At 42.7% G+C, this 18,513-nt stretch carries 18 protein-coding genes; 13 read left to right on the plus strand and 5 right to left on the minus strand.

Annotation, left to right across the window (positions count from 1 at the left end):
- Positions 1–65: 65 nt before the first annotated feature.
- Complete coding sequence (gene glpT, locus MHB62_RS01320) at positions 66–1,400, minus strand: glycerol-3-phosphate transporter (RefSeq protein WP_003246460.1); 1,335 nt, start codon at positions 1,398–1,400, stop codon at positions 66–68.
- Positions 1,401–1,696: 296 nt separating this feature from the next.
- On the opposite strand from glpT, the gene MHB62_RS01325 reads away from it, so the two are divergent.
- The 3 genes from MHB62_RS01325 to MHB62_RS01335 all read left to right on the plus strand — a co-directional run bounded on the left by MHB62_RS01325 (position 1,697) and on the right by MHB62_RS01335 (position 4,201).
- Entirely contained in the window at positions 1,697–1,945 is a 249-nt protein-coding gene (locus MHB62_RS01325; RefSeq protein ID WP_003234879.1) for a YbeF family protein, read from the plus strand.
- 91 nt (positions 1,946–2,036) lie between these two features.
- Positions 2,037–2,954: a helix-turn-helix domain-containing GNAT family N-acetyltransferase gene (locus MHB62_RS01330; protein WP_003246419.1), complete on the plus strand. Its 918-nt coding sequence runs from the start codon at positions 2,037–2,039 to the stop codon at positions 2,952–2,954.
- Positions 2,951–4,201, plus strand: a complete 1,251-nt coding sequence (locus MHB62_RS01335) for an MFS transporter (RefSeq protein WP_003246425.1) — start codon at positions 2,951–2,953, stop codon at positions 4,199–4,201. Before MHB62_RS01330 ends, MHB62_RS01335 begins: the two co-directional genes overlap by 4 nt.
- A 514-nt stretch (positions 4,202–4,715) precedes the next feature.
- Here the strand turns inward: MHB62_RS01335 and MHB62_RS01340 are convergent.
- From MHB62_RS01340 to MHB62_RS01355, 4 genes are all read right to left on the minus strand, one after another.
- Positions 4,716–5,627, minus strand: a complete 912-nt coding sequence (locus tag MHB62_RS01340) for a hypothetical protein (RefSeq protein WP_003246251.1) — start codon at positions 5,625–5,627, stop codon at positions 4,716–4,718.
- 88 nt (positions 5,628–5,715) lie between these two features.
- A complete protein-coding gene (locus MHB62_RS01345; RefSeq protein ID WP_019712560.1) occupies positions 5,716–7,914 on the minus strand; it encodes a glycoside hydrolase domain-containing protein in 2,199 nt (732 codons plus the stop codon).
- 74 nt (positions 7,915–7,988) lie between these two features.
- Positions 7,989–8,909, minus strand: a complete 921-nt coding sequence (locus MHB62_RS01350; RefSeq protein ID WP_003234873.1) for a DMT family transporter — start codon at positions 8,907–8,909, stop codon at positions 7,989–7,991.
- A complete protein-coding gene (locus tag MHB62_RS01355) occupies positions 8,906–9,733 on the minus strand; it encodes an AraC family transcriptional regulator (RefSeq protein ID WP_003234872.1) in 828 nt (275 codons plus the stop codon). Before MHB62_RS01355 ends, MHB62_RS01350 begins: the two co-directional genes overlap by 4 nt.
- A gap of 214 nt (positions 9,734–9,947) precedes the next feature.
- Here MHB62_RS01355 and purT point away from each other — a divergent pair, with 214 nt between their 5' ends.
- From purT to MHB62_RS01405, 10 genes are all read left to right on the plus strand, one after another.
- On the plus strand, positions 9,948–11,117 hold the full coding sequence (gene purT, locus MHB62_RS01360) for a phosphoribosylglycinamide formyltransferase 2 (RefSeq protein ID WP_257785166.1): 1,170 nt from the start codon (positions 9,948–9,950) through the stop codon (positions 11,115–11,117).
- 143 nt (positions 11,118–11,260) lie between these two features.
- Positions 11,261–12,202: an extracellular metalloprotease Mpr gene (gene mpr / locus MHB62_RS01365; protein WP_003234870.1), complete on the plus strand. Its 942-nt coding sequence runs from the start codon at positions 11,261–11,263 to the stop codon at positions 12,200–12,202.
- Positions 12,165–12,563 carry a YbfJ family protein gene (locus tag MHB62_RS01370; RefSeq protein WP_003246434.1) on the plus strand — a complete coding sequence of 133 codons (399 nt, stop codon included), beginning with the start codon at positions 12,165–12,167 and terminating at the stop codon, positions 12,561–12,563. Before mpr ends, MHB62_RS01370 begins: the two co-directional genes overlap by 38 nt.
- 165 nt (positions 12,564–12,728) lie before the next feature.
- Complete coding sequence (gene cesB / locus MHB62_RS01375; RefSeq protein WP_019712564.1) at positions 12,729–13,619, plus strand: enantioselective carboxylesterase CesB; 891 nt, start codon at positions 12,729–12,731, stop codon at positions 13,617–13,619.
- 194 nt (positions 13,620–13,813) lie between these two features.
- Complete coding sequence (gene pssA, locus MHB62_RS01380; protein WP_014475661.1) at positions 13,814–14,347, plus strand: CDP-diacylglycerol--serine O-phosphatidyltransferase; 534 nt, start codon at positions 13,814–13,816, stop codon at positions 14,345–14,347.
- Positions 14,338–14,826: a DedA family protein gene (locus MHB62_RS01385; protein ID WP_003234861.1), complete on the plus strand. Its 489-nt coding sequence runs from the start codon at positions 14,338–14,340 to the stop codon at positions 14,824–14,826. Before pssA ends, MHB62_RS01385 begins: the two co-directional genes overlap by 10 nt.
- Positions 14,819–15,610 (plus strand): phosphatidylserine decarboxylase, encoded by a 792-nt coding sequence (locus tag MHB62_RS01390; protein ID WP_014478691.1) that lies wholly within the window; start codon positions 14,819–14,821, stop codon positions 15,608–15,610. The genes MHB62_RS01385 and MHB62_RS01390 overlap by 8 nt, the downstream gene beginning before the upstream one ends.
- Before the next feature lie 54 nt (positions 15,611–15,664).
- A complete protein-coding gene (locus MHB62_RS01395; RefSeq protein WP_014478692.1) occupies positions 15,665–15,943 on the plus strand; it encodes a hypothetical protein in 279 nt (92 codons plus the stop codon).
- 104 nt (positions 15,944–16,047) lie between these two features.
- The gene (locus MHB62_RS01400) at positions 16,048–17,388 is read left to right on the plus strand and encodes an erythromycin esterase family protein (protein ID WP_032722869.1); all 1,341 of its coding nucleotides are present in this window, start codon (positions 16,048–16,050) and stop codon (positions 17,386–17,388) included.
- A gap of 107 nt (positions 17,389–17,495) precedes the next feature.
- The gene (locus tag MHB62_RS01405; RefSeq protein ID WP_003246240.1) at positions 17,496–18,383 is read left to right on the plus strand and encodes a helix-turn-helix transcriptional regulator; all 888 of its coding nucleotides are present in this window, start codon (positions 17,496–17,498) and stop codon (positions 18,381–18,383) included.
- The last annotated feature ends 130 nt before the right edge of the window (positions 18,384–18,513 follow it).

The raw sequence follows: 18,513 nt of genomic DNA on the forward strand, positions 1-18,513 counted from the left end.
CTTTCATAATAAAAAACGGATGTAAACGGCGTGTTGGAAAACTATTAATCTTTTATGTGTCTTTCTTAAACATGCTCTGCCCGTTTTCCTGTATTCCACGTCAAAGCCAAGAAGACGATGGCAAGAATGCAGGATGAGATCAGCATGATAAAGCCGCCGTTCCAGTTAAAACGGTCCACGACAAAGCCCATAATGGCGTTTGCGAAGGCGGATCCGCCGATGTATCCGAAAAATCCGGTCAAACCGGCTGCAGTTCCGGCTGCTTTTTTCGGTGCTAGGTCAATTGCTTGAAGGCCGATCAGCATAACAGGTCCGTAGATTAAGAAGCCAATGCTGATCAGGGCGATATTGTCCACGAGCGGATTGCCGGCCGGATTCAGCCAGTACACCAATACGGCAATGAAAACACCCGCCATAAACAAAACGCCTGCCGGTGCCCGGCGGCTTTTGAAGAATCGGTCACTGATCCAGCCGCACAAGATCGTTCCCGGTATGCCTGCGTATTCGTAAAGAAAATACGACCAGCGTGAGTCTTCAGGAGAAAAGCCTTTGGCTTCTGTTAAGTAAGTAGGCGCCCAGTCAACCACGCCGTATCGCACGAAATAAACAAATACATTGGCAAAAGCGATGTACCAAAGAAATTTGTTGTTCAGCACATATTGAAAAAGAATTTCTTTTGTTGTTAATTCTTTTTCCTGATTTTTAAAAGCGTGTTTTGGATAGTCATTCCGATACTCTTCAATTGGCGGGAGTCCGCAGGATTGAGGCGTATCACGAACCAATAAAACAATTAAAAATGAAATGATAATGGCGATGATGGCAGGGAAGAAAAACACGCTTTTCCAAGTGACGAACATCGCGATCCCAAGAGTGACAAGCGGAGCAAGAATACCGCCGCCTATGTTATGGGCGACATTCCAGATCGACATTTTTGTGCCGCGTTCACTTATGGAGAACCAATGGGCCATCGTCCTGCCGCATGGCGGCCAGCCCATTCCTTGAAACCATCCGTTGATAAACATAAAAATAAACATGATGGTGACGCTCGAAGTCACCCAAGGCATTGAAACGAATAGAATATTAACGATTGCTGATAAAAATAGGCCTGTCGCCAGAAAATATCTCGGATTACAGCGGTCAGACACCATTCCCATGATGAATTTGCTGAAGCCGTACGCAATGGACACAGCGGCCAGCACCAAACCCAGTTCTGTTTTCGAAAATCCCTGTTCCTGCAGATAAGGAATGGCAAAGGCAAAGTTTTTCCGCAGCAGGTAGTAGCCTGCGTAGCCAATGAAAATACCAATGAATACTTGCAGTCTGAGCCGTTTGTATGCCGCATCCATCTTTGAATCATCCAGTCTCTCAATATGAGGAGCCGGTTTAAATATATTAAGCATTAATAATTATCCCCCTTTGCTGTTTGTGCTGGATGTGTGGCGTGCCTCCTTTCCCGAAAAACAAAAAGAGCCAGAAAACACCCCTTGTCAAAAGGGGTTGGATTCCTGGCTCTCCTCATCTCCATCCAAGCTATTAACTTATCATGATAGCGCTTTCTTAAATTATCATAGTCCGGAGCGAATGTAAACGGGTAATTTTCAAATTGGGCCTTAGGGAAGTGAATATTATCCTTTTACTAAATGCAATTATATTTTTTTACTAGTAACATAAAAATCTGGAGGGAGGCTGTTTAAAGATGGATGAATTAGATATCGCATTCTTTATTTTACCGTTAGGAATTATGCTGCTATCGATTGTCGGGACCTGTATTTGTAAAAACCCGTATCTGATGCCAATGCTTAGTTTGGTGATTTCTCTTGTGCTCACCTTTACCATTTTTAATCAATCATTTTTGGGATGGGCTGTTGTCTATAGCTTGGTTTCTCTGGCTTTATCCTATATCACATTGATTGTGGTAAGGAAAAGGAAGGAATCAGGAAATTAAAAAGACCTCACTTTCTAACATATCGTTGACTAAAGCAACTATATGTGATTATAATTGCTTTAGTCAACGATATTAGAAAGTGGGGATTGATTTGAAAACAAGAGAATCATCTGTCGGGTTAAAATTCAGAAAGTTCAATCGATTTTATACAAACGTCCTTGGTTTCCTTAATGAGCACATTTACGACAGCCCGTTTTCCTTAACAGAAACACGGATTTTATTTGAGATTTATAATACGCCTAATTGTACGGCAAAAGCTCTTCAGGATAAGCTGGGGCTTGACCGGGGATATGTCAGCAGGATTGTGAAGCAGTTTGAAAAAGAAGATTTGATTTATAAACAGAGGAGCAAAGATGACGCCCGCCACCATTACATTTTTGTCACAGAAACAGGAAAAACGATTTATAAAAAGCTGGAGGAGAAAGCCAACGAACAAGTAGAACTGATGCTGAAGGTAATCAACCAAAAGGAGCAGCACAAGCTTGCCGAGGCGATGGCAGAGATTGAAGCGATCCTTTCACAGTCGCTTTCTGCCAGAGCATCAGAGATATCGATTAGAGATTATTTTCTTTCGGAGGATCTTCAACTCCTTATTGAGAAACAAAGACAATTTTACGCGGAGGCTCACGGTTGGGATGACACGTTTTTAGCTTATCTTCAGGAGACATTTGACGCTGACATCGAAAAAATATGGATTGCGGAAAGCGGCGGGAAATTTGCCGGCTCTGTCGGGTTGGTCAAGCACGATGAAAAGACAGTCCAGCTCAGATGGTTTCTGGTTGATGCGGATTTTCGGGGCAGGGGGCTTGGCACGCAATTGCTGGAGCATCTGGTTGCATACTGCCAAGACATGAAGTTTGACCGCATTTTCCTTTGGACGGTGAGCACGATGGCTGAGGCTCGTCCGCTCTATAAAAAATTTGGATTCAGGATAAGTGAAGTAAAACAAGAAGCGCCATTATGGGGACAGCAGCTGACAGAAGAACGGTGGGATTTGGAGCTGTCATGAAAAGACTGCATTATGCGTGGATCATCGTCTCCGTCACCTTTTTGATCTTATTGGCGGTTCAGGGGGTGCGGCTGTCGTTTGGTGCGTTTGTGGAGCCGTGGGAACGGCAGTTTTCAATCGATAGAAGCACCATCTCGCTGATTTCGACGGTGAGTTTTATTGTTTATGGCATATCACAGCCTGTGATCGGTCGGCTTGTGGACAAATGGGGTGCCCGGGCTGTTTTGGCATGGAGTGCGTTACTGACAGGAGTCAGCATTTTCTTAACATACCTTGTGACTTCGCCTTGGCAGCTGTTTTTGCTTTACGGGCTGGGTGTCTCGCTTGGAGTGGGCGGAGCATCGAATGTGGCGGCAAGTGTATTGGTCGTCAATTGGTTCAGCAAAAAGCGGGGACTAGCCTTTGGGATCATGGAAGCAGGCTTTGGCGCGGGGCAAATGCTTCTCGTTCCCGGCTCACTCATGTTGATCCATTGGTTTAGCTGGAAGCTGACGGTTGTGGTGTTGGGACTGCTGTTAATCGTGATTGTCTTTCCGGCTGCGCTGCTGATGCTGCGGAACAATCCTTCAGAAAAGAATACAGAGCCGATAGGCGGACTGGCTGCATCAGAAAAAGAAACAGCACCCAAAACAACAGCTCTTTCAGTGGCCGGGATGTTTCGTATGAGGCAATTCTGGTTCTTGATTTTTCCGTTTTTGATCTGTGGATTTACGACCGTGGGGCTGATGGATACCCATTTGATTCCGTTTTCTCATGATCATGGCTTTTCAACGACAGTCACGAGTGCTGCTGTCAGTCTGCTAGCAGGCTTTAATATTGCTGGGATCTTGCTGTCCGGAATTGTAGCGGACCGGTGGAGCAGCCGGAAAATCCTGTGCATTTTATATGCGGTGCGGGCGCTGTCGATCGTGATTCTTATTTACAGCCACGAGCCCTACTTGCTTTTAGCCTTTGCGATTCTGTTTGGATTAGTGGACTTTGCAACGGTAGCACCGACTCAAATGCTCGCCACCCAGTACTTTCAAAACTACTCGATCGGCCTCATGATTGGCTGGCTGTCACTCGCCCATCAGATCGGATCGGCACTAGGTGCGTATGTGCCCGGCGTCATCTACACGGTAACGGGTGAGTATACACTGGCTTTTTATTTGTCGATTGGAATGCTCGTGCTTGCGAGCGTAATGAATGTGATGCTGAGGGAGCCAGCTGCGGTTACGCGTGACAGTGCGGCTGTGGTAGACAAGTGATGAGGACAAAGGGAAAGCATCTCTGATTTCGAGATTATTCAGAGATGCTTTTTTTGTATTTTTGTTCTAATACGAAGTCGATCATACCGACTATGCGGGCGTTTTCGGATTTTTGTTTGAAGCGTTCAGAAATTTGAACTTTTCTTGAAAATGGGGAAACAATAAAAACCCAAAAAAGGCCGATCAAGGCAAAAAACATTTGTACAGCTAATTCTATTAATTCATTAAAACGAGTGCTGAAAAAATAGAAGTATAACGTTATTAATGTCACAGTACATACGATTTTGGCAAGTGTGTTTGAATGTAAGCAATGGTTCACTAAAGAATACCTTTAATTGATTCAGCATGATTGAATCATATTTGTTTAGGAAAATAAGAAGTTCTTTATCATCTTTTTTATGTTCTAAAATAAAGTTGCTGTTTCTGTTTCTTTATATGTATGGTGGTCTACATTCAATATATACATCTCTTAAAGTATAAAAATTGAGTATTTCTTAGTAAGGATGAAACAAAATTACATGATTTTTTTGTTATATCTTTCAGTTAGAATAAAATCTATAACTCCTCTCATTCGCAAATATTCGGCTCTCTGTGCAAAGTGCAGAACAGTATGTAATTGTCCTTTTCTAGATATATTTAAAAGCTTTATCAAATCAATAAGGATTTTCAAGAAAATAATTAATAATAGAAAGATAAAAATGTGTGGTATGTCAATGTAATTGATTTGTCCTGAAAATAAAGAAGTTGCATAGACAACAATAATACTTCCGCAAAACATCAAACTCATATAATGTGGAAGGGAAAATGGACGAGTTGAAAAATATGCTTTTAATTGGCTTAGCATAGCATTATCTCTTGTATCTAAGTAGCCCAAAAGCTCTTTATCATTTTTACTAATTGTAAGAACATGATTCAATACAGCACTAAAATTCATTGAATCTTCATTATCAGAGGCAGTATGTTTATTAGCCTGTATGTTTTGTTGATCCATTTTATATTTTTTATAAAGTATTGTATTAATTAACTTGTTTTTCTCATAGAATTCAGATCGTTGATTAAGGGATGCTTTTCCTTTGTTTTTATTTCCTTTTTTTATGATTTTAGTATAAGTCATAAAAATACAAATGACTGTAAAAATAGAAAACACTGCAGGTGAAATATCTGAAAGAATAGTATTGGTGAAGACTTCTTTTGCTTGGATGAAAAGGAAAGAAGCTAAAGTCATAGATATAAACATGCATAAAACTGCTACTTTCACAAGAAACTGAAGCGGAAGAGAAGGTTCCGAATAATAGTGCTTCAACTGGTTGAGTGTCAGAGAATCTTGGCGAAAAAGATAATCTATTATCTCCTGCTGATTTTGCATCTGATTGATATCATGAGCGATGTTTTTTGTTTTTTCAAAAACTATTTGATCATTTTTCATTTTTGATAAACCTCCAAAAGACGATAGATAAACTAAAAAAACTGCATGAGCATATTTTAACTTATGTTCATGCAGTTTTGTATTAAAGTTAGCTAGTATAATAAGCAAAAATGGCCAGTAACATAGCAGATAATGCGGTAGCGACTTTGACTCCTTTATTGTTCGTTAAATCACTGCCCATATTCCCAATTAGTAAAAGTGCAGCAACACCTACAACAGGGAATAAATATTGATCATAAGACGGCCAATCTAACGCTAATTCACTCTCGGGAGACGTAACTGGTACTCCCTTGTACGTCTTTATTTTAAACGTAATCGTAGTCGTTAGTCCAGTTGTGACATTGTCACCGACTGGAATATCAGGTGTATAGATTTTAATTTGAATGTTTAAAGATTCAGCTGTTGGATTTACATAAACCTCCAAATAACCGTTGCGTACTGATAAGCTCAGACTATTTAAAAGGTTTTGATAAGAGTCGATTTGTGACGCAGTGAGAGACGTTTGAGTGTCGCCCAATAAACCCGTGATATAGGCACCTGGTTTACCATTTGTAATGGTAATTGTGTTTGGTGAACCTTCACTTGGTATGGTTGCCAGAAGTGAAGTTGATAGAATAATATCCAACTCAGGTGATGTGAAAATGGTTTCTGTCGTATCAAATTCAAACATCGCGTTTGCCAGACTTGTTAGATTTTCTAAAGCTGGAATGGTAGATAAAATGTCTGTCAGTGTACGCAGTCTTGCATCATATACCGGATCAGACGGCGGATTTACATTGCTTGCACCTGAGTCTCTTCCTGAATACCCGTCTTTATCAATCCCGATGCTTCCAGAGCCGCTTCCGATGGTTCCTTCATAAAATTGATCAAAGGCCCAATTGTTTGGCATCGGATAGCCGAGATTGCCGCTAAATCCTGTTGACATATTTGCCACAAAACTATACTTTGTCATTCCTGCTTCTGATGTACGGATACAAATGTTTCTTGGTCCGTAAACCCCTATTTCATACTTAGGTGCGGTTGAAAATGTCTGCATTTTTGTAAATGCTGACTTAATCTCTTGGAAATAAGGAATGATTTTATCGGTCACTTCATAATCGTATGCATCAAAATCGACAGCGAAATAAATGGTCGTGCCTGACGGAAAACCTAATCTTCTAGCAGCAGAAGCGGCACTATATGCATCTCTTGTGCCTTGGTCTTTGACAAAATAAGAAGATTCATAGCCGCCATCTTGATAAATTGGGAAAACCTTCAATCCGGCATCGAGAATAACTGCAAGCTCTTTAGATGTCAGGGCTTTTGATGTGAGGCCGCTGCTTGTCCGCACATTTCCGGTCAAATATCTGCCAACCGTTTTATAACCGTTATTCCGCAGTGTTTGAGCTTTTTCTGCGGTTATAATTGTAGCAGTGTCACAAGCAGAAGCGGCGCGAGTTGTGTCTCCTGAGCTTGATAATAAAGCTTTAATGGTTGGCATATCTGCATAACCTGTTTGCGGCAGGCACATGAACTCTTGAAATGCTTTAACAGCTGAAACAACACCCACACCATATTTGCCGTCAAACTCACCAGGATCGAACGATTTTCCGTTACAATAGAGGGCGTACTGAACAATTAAGACAAATCCTGTTCTTGAATCGCCGGGAGTTAAAGTAGGACACAAACTTGTGGTGCCGTTTCCGAAAAATCCATTGGCAACACTTGTGCTCATGCCTTCTTCTTTTTGCAGGGCATAAATAAGAGCTTTATTTGTATCGCGGCCATACAGTCCGTCACAAGGCATTAACCCGATATAGTCATTGTAGTCCCGATTTAAGTTTTGTTGAATCTGGCGAATTCTTGAATCACCCCCAGACACCAGCTTAAAAGCGCTCATGTCTAATAAGGCTTTCATAATTAACGTGGTGACAATCCCATCCTGTGTTGTCAGTCCGGCAGCTTTTTGAAATTCTTTTACCGCATTTTCTGTTTTTTCGTAAAAGACGCCTGTAAAACCGCCGGGATTAAAGCCTTTACACCATAAAGCCCCTTGTAAAATAAAATTCATGTTGCTTGGTTTTGAATCTGGAGCTTGGCGTTTAAGAGGCTTAAATAAGCGCTGTGTTGTCGGCCCGAAGTTATCGGCTGGCTCTGAGATACCCAATTCAATTTGAAGCGCCCGAGTCAGACCGTAGATCGTATCCCACCCAGTTTTCCCGCTTTCTTCAACTGGGTTATACCCATGTTTGCCGCTGTACGTATCGTTCAGCCATTGCTGTGTGATTAAGACCATTTCATCAACCATTTCGATTCCTCCTTTGTTAGATTGCGTTCATTTATAGGTGGCAAACGTAGGACAAAATAAAAAAATGGATGCCGTTAAGCATCCATTTTACATCCGTTCTCCAACAGCTTCGCTTTCGGTTTCAGCTCTGAAATGTAGAGGCCTAAAAGTGTAAGCGCGCCTCCTAGAAGAGCGATCCATGTCATGTTTTCGTGCAGAATCAGGACAGAAGCGGCGATCGTGATAACCGGGACCATGTAAATATACGCACTGGATTTGACGGCTCCGAGCACTCCAACTGAATAATTCCAAGTGGCGAAGCACAGGGCAGAAGCGCCAATCCCTAAGAAAAGCATGTTGAGTATATTTGAAGCAGATGAAAATCGGCTTAGGTCAAAATGGAAGTCGAACAAAAATAAAGCGGGAACCATAAACAATAAACCATACAAAAATACTCTCTGTGTCAGCTCGATGATGTGGTATTCGTAGGCGCTTAATTTTTTCATGAATATCGAGTATCCGCCAAACACGAGAGCAGCCCCGGCTGCCATGATGTCTCCGAGCGGATTTAGACGCAGTACCACATTGCCGTTAAACGTAATCAATAAAAGCCCGATCAGTGCCGAGATAAATCCAATCAAAAAAGTCAGACGCAATTTTTCGCCTTCGAGCAGAAAATGGGCCAAAACCGCAGTGATCATCGGTATAATGGACACGATCATGCCGACATTGGAGGCGTATGTATAGGTGAGAGCTATATTTTCTAATAGAAAGTATAAGGTTACGCCAAATAAACCAGCTCCGGCAAACAACAGCTCCTGCCGCCAATTTCTGAACGGAATCATGTTGGGACGGACGAGGATAAGAGCGATAAAGCCCATCAAAAACCGATAAAATAATATTTCCATTGGAGAGAAGTCAGCCAGCAGAACTTTTGTCGAAATAAAGGTCGTCCCCCAAATCAGAATGGTCACAATGGCTGCGATATGCCCCGAAGTTTCTCTTTGTATGTTCATCTGTGAAGCTCCTTTTCAAAAATCTTCATGTATTGCTTCGGCGTCAGCCCCACCTGCCGTTTAAAAAACTTCGTCATATGACTCTGATCGCTGAATCCTGTCTGAAATGCCGCATCAATCGGCCTTACCCCTTGTTCAAGGAGTTTTTTGGCTTGATTAATCCGGATTGTTTCCATGTAGCTATTAGGGGTAATGCCTTTTTGTTTTGTAAATGAACGCAATAAATGATACTTGCTCCAGCCTGTTAATTCACTCAAATCATTGAGTGTAACATTTTCGGCATAATGCTCTTCTAAAAATTCACAAACCATTTTGACTTCGTCTGATGGTTCTGGAACGCTGCTAAGGAACGTGACATCTGAATAATGGCGGATCAGCTCCTCTAATAGATGAAGAAACAGCTCCTCCTTACGCAAAGCTTGTTTTTCCTCGGATATCAAAATATGCAATTCCTGCAGGCTGGCTGTCAGCTCATGGCGGAATAACACATGCTGGGAGAAATAAGGGAGATGCCCGGCGCCAGTAATCTCTTTCACCACCTTCTCCATGATATCCGGCATGACATTGATACACCGATAATCAAGCGTCCGGCCGTCAATCTGTTCACAGCTATGCGTGTCACGGGGGTTAAAGAGGAGAAGATCACCTGGATTGATGATATATTCTTGATCCTGACAGGCCAGATATCGCTGCCCTTTTTCAATAAATCCAATCACATAATAATCGTGAAAGTGGTTCGGGAATTTTTGCATAATTCCCTTGAAGTGGTAGGCTTCTATATGAAGGTGCGGGTCAAGCTGCAGTGTGCGGGTTTCGTTTTGCATGGGATGCCTCCTGTCGGTGTGGTGGTCTTGAATTAAGTGTAGCATGATTTAGGGGGATTTCTTGTATGATGTTGCTGTTTAGGAATAGAGAAAGCAGACCGTTATTGGTCTGCTTTCGTTTAAGAATTTAAAAGATTTTACCCCCAATAATAAGTTTATCTTTTTTAATAAAAATTTATTTTTCAAATATTTCAGTTATAATGGTTTGGAACAGATAGGAGGGGCAAAGATGTATCAATCAAAGAAGGTTTTATTGTTAGGTTCAGGTGAATTAGGTAAAGAGGTAGTGATTGAAGCCCAGCGTCTTGGGGTACAGACGGTGGCAGTTGACAGTTACGAGCATGCTCCGGCGATGCAGGTCGCGCATAACAGTTATGTCGTTGATATGCTGGACCCAGAGCAGATCAGAACCATTATTGAGAAAGAAAAGCCGGATTTGATTGTGCCTGAGGTGGAGGCGATCGCGACGGATGAATTGCTGAAGCTTGAAGAGGAAGGATTTCACGTCATCCCGAATGCCCGTGCGGCCAAGCTGACGATGGATCGGGAAGGCATCAGACGGCTTGCGGCGGAAACGCTTGGACTTGCGACGGCTGGCTATGAATTTGCGAATACATATGCTGAATTTATACAAGCGGCAGCACAGATCGGTTTTCCTTGTGTCGTTAAACCATTGATGAGTTCTTCTGGAAAAGGCCAAAGTATCTGCCGCTCTGAAGCGGATTTAGAGAGCTGCTGGGAGACGGCGATGGAAGGCGGACGGGTGAAAAACGGCCGCGTGATCGTTGAGGAGTTTATCCCATTCGAATCAGAAATCACACTCTTAACCGTACGTGCGGTTAACGGTACGGCATTTTGCGAGCCGATCGGTCATGTGCAAAAGGACGGGGATTATATCGAATCATGGCAGCCGCATGATATGACAGAGCAGCAAATAGAAGAAGCGAAGCATATTGCGAAAACGATCACGGATGAGCTTGGCGGATACGGTCTGTTTGGTGTTGAGCTGTTCCTTGCGAAAGATAGGGTATATTTCAGTGAGGTATCTCCTCGTCCGCATGATACGGGTCTTGTCACGCTGGTGACGCAAAATTTGTCAGAATTCGCACTGCATGTCCGGGCGATTCTCGGCTTTCCGATTACAGAAATCACACAGCTTTCTCCTGGCGCCAGCAGGCCCCTCAAAGCGCCGGAAGAATTAGCGGATTACACTGTTGAAGGATTGGAAAACGCACTGGCAGTCCCAAAGACTCAAGTGCGCGTCTTTGGAAAGCCGATAACGAAAGCCGGACGTCGTATGGCAGTTGCGCTTTCTGCTGCTGATTCAGTTGAAACGGCAAGAGAGAATGCAAAGAAAGCGTTGGACCAGCTAATTTTAAAATAGAGTTTGAACAGGTCTTGTCATGGGACAAGGCCTGTTTTTTTCTTCCTCCATAAAAGTTTTATCATAAGAATCAGAAACCTGATTATAATGTAAAAGTCTTCCATCAATGCGGGTGGTTGACACTAAAGGAGGGAGATGACAAAATGAAATTAGTTCCAAGATTCAGAAAACAATGGTTCGCTTACTTAACGGTTTTGTGTTTGGCTTTGGCAGCAGTGGTTTCTTTTGGCGTACCGGCAAAAGCGGCAGAGAACCCGCAAACTTCTGTATCGAATACCGGTAAAGAAGCTGATGCTACGAAAAACCAAACGTCAAAAGCAGATCAGGTTTCCGCCCCTTATGAGGGAACCGGAAAAACAAGTAAATCGTTATACGGCGGCCAAACGGAACTGGAAAAAAACATTCAAACCTTACAGCCTTCGAGCATTATCGGAACTGATGAACGCACCAGAATCTCCAGCACTACATCTTTTCCATATAGAGCAACCGTTCAACTGTCAATCAAGTATCCCAACACTTCAAGCACTTATGGATGTACCGGATTTTTAGTCAATCCAAATACAGTCGTCACGGCTGGACATTGTGTGTACAGCCAGGATCATGGATGGGCTTCGACGATAACCGCCGCGCCGGGCCGCAATGGTTCGTCATATCCGTACGGTACTTATTCAGGCACGATGTTTTACTCCGTCAAAGGATGGACGGAAAGCAAAGACACCAACTATGATTACGGAGCTATTAAATTAAACGGTTCTCCTGGAAACACGGTTGGCTGGTACGGCTACCGGACTACAAACAGCAGCAGTCCCGTGGGTCTTTCCTCGTCAGTGACAGGATTCCCGTGTGACAAAACCTTTGGCACGATGTGGTCTGATACAAAGCCGATTCGCTCCGCTGAAACGTATAAGCTGACCTATACAACCGATACGTACGGCTGCCAAAGCGGCTCGCCTGTTTATCGAAACTACAGTGATACAGGGCAGACAGCGATTGCCATTCACACGAACGGAGGATCGTCATATAACTTGGGAACAAGGGTGACGAACGATGTATTCAACAATATTCAATATTGGGCAAATCAATAAATACAGCAAACTAGCCATATTCATGTCTATTTTGTTTTTATGCGGATGCAGTTCGCAGACGCATTCTTCTCAAAAAGAAACGACTATTCCTGTCACTCTTCATGTGGAGGATGCTAAGGGGCTGCCGGTCGAAGGGGTTCAAGTGACGATTGTCAAAGCGCCCTCTTCAGATGAGGAGCCGAGTACAGAGATTGGCGAGATACTCGGTAAAACAGACAAAAACGGAGATATCAAATGGGATACCGGCAGAAAAGGCGATTACTCAGTCGCGTTGACGAAGGGTGAAACATCAGTAACCCATCACATCTCGTTAACAGAGGATAAAAAAGATCATGCCATTCCATTAGTCTTCAAAGAATAGCAGTTTCCTTGATTTTAAGGGAACTGCCTTTTTTATTTATTGCAGGAAACCAAACTATATACTGGAAATTTATTATGTGAGATAATAAGAAATAGGTATTTTTTCTTACGAGACAAAAGGGGCGTTATCCTTTATATCAATCAAACCCGGAGGAAAAAGAAGAAGATGATACAAGATTCAATGCAGTTTGCCGCGGTTGAAAGTGGTCTGCGCTTTTACCAGGCATATGATCAAAGCCTTTCTTTGTGGCCGATTGAGTCGGAAGCATTCTATGTTTCTACTCGTTTTGGAAAAACACATATCATTGCAAGTGGGCCAAAGGACGCACCTTCGCTCATTTTGCTTCACGGAGGCCTTTTCAGCTCTGCGATGTGGTATCCGAATATCGCAGCGTGGAGCAGTCAATTTCGTACATATGCGGTCGATATAATAGGAGACAAAAATAAAAGTATACCATCAGCAGCCATGGAAACGAGAGCTGATTTTGCAGAATGGATGAAAGATGTCTTTGATTCTCTTGGACTTGAGACGGCACACCTGGCCGGCCTTTCGCTTGGCGGGTCCCATATCGTGAATTTCTTACTCCGCGCGCCTGAAAGAGTAGAGCGGGCGGTTGTTATGAGTCCCGCTGAAGCGTTTATTTCATTTCATCCGGATGTCTATAAATACGCTGCAGAGCTTACAGGGGCAAGAGGAGCTGAATCATATATCAAGTGGATCACAGGCAACAGTTATGATCTGCATCCTTTACTGCAAAGACAAATTGTGGCGGGCGTGGAATGGCAGGATGAGCAAAGGAGCCTGAAGCCGACAGAAAACGGCTTTCCGTACGTGTTCACAGACCAGGAATTGAAATCGATACAAGTCCCGGTACTGCTGATGTTCGGTGAGCACGAGGCCATGTACCATCAGCAAATGGCCTTTGAGCGGGCTTCGGTATTGGTGCCGGGAATTCAGGCTGAAATCGTAAAGAACGCCGGACATCTGTTATCTCTGGAGCAGCCAGAGTACGTCAATCAACGCGTCTTGTCCTTTTTATGCGGGGGGATAAAATAGTAAGGAACATGAAAAGATTGGCATTCGTTTTTCAAAAGGTAACAAATGTTGTATAATAATAGAATTTGAATGCTGCTTTTTTGGGAGCATTCTATGTTATCATGCTTATTGGAGAAAAATTTTTCCTGTAACGCTATTCGATCACTATCGTCAAATAATATAGATGGTTTTACAATTGGAGGTTTGGTTACACTGTGAATTACATCCCCTGTATGATTACGATAGGAAACTTCATTTGCGGATTGCTGGCGATTCATTCCTTGCTATATCACAACATTCATTCAGCAGTGCTTTTTATTTTTACAGGCATGTTCCTTGATTTCTTTGACGGGATGGCTGCTCGTAAGCTGAATGCCGTTTCTGATATGGGGAAAGAACTGGATTCGTTTGCCGATCTGGTTACGTTTGGGGTGGCTCCTTCTATGCTTGCTTACAGTGTCGCGTTGTATACCCTGCCATTTATCGGGATCTTATGCGCATTGACGTACAGCATTTGCGGAATGCTTCGCCTCTCTAAATTTAACATTGAACAAAGCAAGCTCCCGACATTTATCGGTATGCCGATTCCGTTTGCGGGCATGTGTCTCGTTATTCTAAGCTTCACCTATAACCCGATCCTTCTGGCAATCGGCACTTGCGGACTTTCATATTTAATGGTGAGTAAAATAAAATTCCCTCATTTTAAAAAACATGCGGCAGAAAACCTGGAGTCCGGGAGATGGAATTAGTTCAGCAGCTCATAGCGGATTACGGTTATCTCGCTATTTTTTTGATGTTGGTATTAGGGATTGTAGGATTGCCGATTCCAGATGAAGTAATGATGACCGTTGTTGGCTATTTCACGCATACCGATGTGTTGAATTATGAGCTTTCGATATTGATTAGTTTTGTCGGGGCTTTGTTAGGTATGCTGATCAGCTACATGATTGGCAGAAAAGCCGGACGCCCGTTTATCGACAAGTACGGCAAGTGGGTCGGCTTAAAAGAAAAAAGAATGATGAAAGTGGAAAAATGGATGAAGAAATACGGTCCATATTCTCTTATTTTAGGTTATTTTATTCCCGGCGTCAGACATGTGACGTGCTACTTTTCGGGGATCGGCAAAATGGATCTGAAAACGTATGTTGCGTTTGCGGCAATCGGCGCCTTTTTATGGTGCTTTGTTTTTATTACAATCGGAAGGGTTATAGGGATTATTCATGTTTAATACGGCTGTAAAGATTCTGTATCGATCATTGATAGAGCTGACGAATCATCGTCTGTCATCCTATCTGATTAAAGGATTTTGCGAGTCAAAAATCAGCAAACCGGTCATTCCGCTTTTCTCAAAACATTTTCGGCTGAATTGGGATGATGTGGACGGTACGGCTGCTGATTACGGATCGCTGTCTGAATTGTTTATTCGACAAATAAATCTGGAGCGGCGCCCTGTGTCAAAAGAGGCGCATGCGGTGGTCAGCCCTGTTGACGGTGTGGTTCAGACGGTAGGAATCATCAACCCGAATCAAACCTTTACGGTGAAGGGAAAAGATTACTCATTCGCTGAACTGACCGGCTGTAAAAGCGCAGACCATCAATACAACGGCGGATACTTCGTCGTGCTGTATTTAAGCCCGAGGCATTATCACCGTTTCCATTCTCCGATTAGCTGCAGGTATCAAAAGCTGGCCGAGCTCGGAAATCGCTCATACCCGGTAAATCAATTAGGCTTAAAATACGGGAAAGATGTGCTGTCGAAAAATTACCGATTTGTGTACGAGCTGAATAGTGGCAGCCGAAATGTCCTGATGATTCCTGTCGGCGCGATGAATATTAATTCTATCGTGCAGACGAATACCCGTACTGAATTGGAGATCGGCGAAGAGCTGGGATACTTTTCATTTGGCTCAACCGTCATTTTGATTTTTGAAAAAGACGCGTTCCAGCCGTCCGCCCATTTAGCAGAAGGCCAAGAAGTTCAAGTCGGAGAACTGATAGGTTATGAAGAGTAAAAAGAGGAGCTTGCATAAACGCAGCGCCTCTTTTTTTGAAGAAAGGTGAGACTTATGGAGAAACAAATCATCAGCTGGATTACAGATTATCAGAACACCGGAGATGAAGCCGTCCTGCGGCAAGTGCGAGAAGTGTGCTGGCCGATCATTGAAGCGGTTTTGCAAGAGAAGGCAATAGATGATGAACAAGCGAACAATTTGCGCGAAAAAGGAATCGAGCGGTTTCCATTCATCATCAGCAAATACCAAGCGGATGTGCAGCTTCCGGTTGAGACATTTTTACGAAATACGTATCGGTTTTACTTTCATCAGGTGATGAGAGAATCCAGCTAAAGCTTCTTTCAACAGAGAAGCTTTTTTTGTTGGTGAAAAAAGGAATCTTTTTCTATATCTATCTCGTAATGACTAGAGAACCTAGCAGAAAAGGAGAGATAGAATTGAAACGAATGATAGTGAGAATGACTCTGCCGCTGCTGATTGTCTGTCTGGCGTTTTCTTCTTTTTCAGTCTCGGCACGTGCTGCTTCTGAAGAAAAATATTGGGATTCATGGATTGAACGACATGCACAGCCACTGGATGCTTCCAATGCTTCAAACAAAGACCTTCACTTTCTGAAGAAGGTGCTGAAAGGAAAACGAATCGTTCAGTTAGGAGAAACGACACATGGCGCTGGCGAAATCAATGCCACAAAGGTCAGAATGATCAAATACCTCCACGAAGAGCTGGGATACGATGTATTGGCCTTTGAGTCTGGCTTCCCTGATACAAATGCATCCTACCTTAATATGGACCAATTAACCCCTAAAAGCACGATGAAAAACTCCATTTACGCTGTATGGCACACAGAAGATGTCGTTGAATTGTTTGATTACATGAAAGAGCAAAAAGAGAAAGGCGATCCGCTGATCCTTACCGGTTTTGATATTCAAAGCATGAAGAATTCATTCAATGATGCTGCGACTCATTGGGTAAAAGCGGTGGACCCTGAGAAAGCAGAGTTGCTCTCCCAATCAGAAAATGATTTTTCAACATTAGTGACAGACAGCAATACGTTTGATGAATTTTCGCAAAAGAAGGAAAAGCTTGTGAAAAACTATCAGAAGCTGATCAAGTTCACTAAAACACATGCTTCAGAGCTAAAAGAAAACCTTCCAAAAGAGCCGAAAGCTTATGAGATGTTTATGCATTCTCTTCAGCTGAGAATTGACGTAATGGAAACGTATATGCTGGAAGAAATGAAAGAAAAACTAGAGGAGTATCCGGAGAATATTGAGGATTTTTCATTCTTTATGAGAGACCGCATGATGGCTGAACAATTTCAGTGGGTAGCTGACACCCTTTATCCGAAAAAGAAAATCATTGTCTGGGGCCACAATTACCATCTACGCAAACAGAATACGAAGATGATAAAGGACTGGGTACAGCTAAATGGCCCTAACATGGGTGATTATTTGCCGGAGCGGCTGAAAAAACAAACATATACGATTGGCATTTATGCTTACTCAGGTGCGAGTCTTGATAGCTCCGATAATAAGACTGTTAAGCCGGTTACAAGCCCGCCGCCGTCTGGGAGCCTTGAAGCTTTGCTGAAAGCGGCGGACCGACCGGCTGTTTTTGTTGATTTTCTCCATACAAAAAACAAGAAAGGCACTTCGTGGATGTATACCCCCCGCACAGCACTCTATTGGGGATTCACAGAAGAGCAGCTGATCCTTAAGGAACAATATGACGGTGTCATTTGGCTGGAGCATATCACACCATCTGTCATTATCAAGTGAGCGGTGTCCCCTGTGGTAAACAGGGGATTTTTACATATCGCAAAAATAATCAAAACATATAATCCGTGATCCATTATTCTAAAACAGAAAGGAGATTGGAGCGTGCAATGTATTATGAAAAAGCTGTCCAGAAAACAATCAATTGGATTGAATCACATTTACATGAGCAAATATCAAACGAGGATATTGTTAACGTTTCAAGCTTTTCAAAATTCCATTTTCATCGGATTTTTCAAAAAGAAGTCGGCATGTCGGTTGCTTCTTATATTCGGTTAAGACGTCTTGCGAATGCGGCGGCAGCTTTGCTTTATACAGATCATCGTATTATCGATATTGCTTTGTATTATCAGTTTGAATCTCAAGAAGCATTTACGAGGACGTTCAAAAAGATGTATCACATGCCGCCAGGAGCATACCGAACATTTATGAAACGCTTTACTTCAAAAAAGGAGGAATCTTACATGGAGAAAAAAATGAAAGGCTGGGTATTGAGCGGGAGCCATCCGTTCCAATTCGAAATGGGGATTGACCGGGAAAATGTACATCAGGGAAAAGCTTCAGGGTATTTAAAGTCAACGATGGTTCAGGATATCGGTGAATTTGCGACGATGATGCAGCAATTCAAAGCAGATCGCTATCTAGGAAAAAGGCTTCGTCTATCAAGTTTTATCAAAACAAAGGGGGTGCAGCATTTTGCCTCACTTTGGATGCGGGTTGACAGTGCTGCTGATGATGTTCTCCAATTTGATAATATGAGCAACAGACCTATTACCGGAACAACCAATTGGAATCATTATGCTATCGTTTTAGATGTCCCAGAAAATAGCGCTGTGATATCTTTTGGCGTTCAATTATCTGGGCCGGGTCAGGTGTGGATGGATCATGTTGTTTTTGAAGAGGTAGATGAGAGCGTTCCTTCAACAAACCTTGAAATGCCGGGAGAACTTTTAGATGAACCGGTAAATTTATCTTTTGAAGAGGAACTACAAAAATAGTTTTCAGACAACTATTTTTATTAGTGAGTTATTGGAAAATACTATTTGTTATTAATAAACCCTTGTGCTGCTTAGGTTTGTAAGAGCTTGGTTATTTTTATCAGTCTGGGCGGATCTGTTCATCTTTGCG

It is taken from the genome of Bacillus sp. FSL K6-0255, from assembly GCF_045040725.1.
Classification (GTDB): Bacteria; Bacillota; Bacilli; order Bacillales; family Bacillaceae; genus Bacillus; species Bacillus subtilis.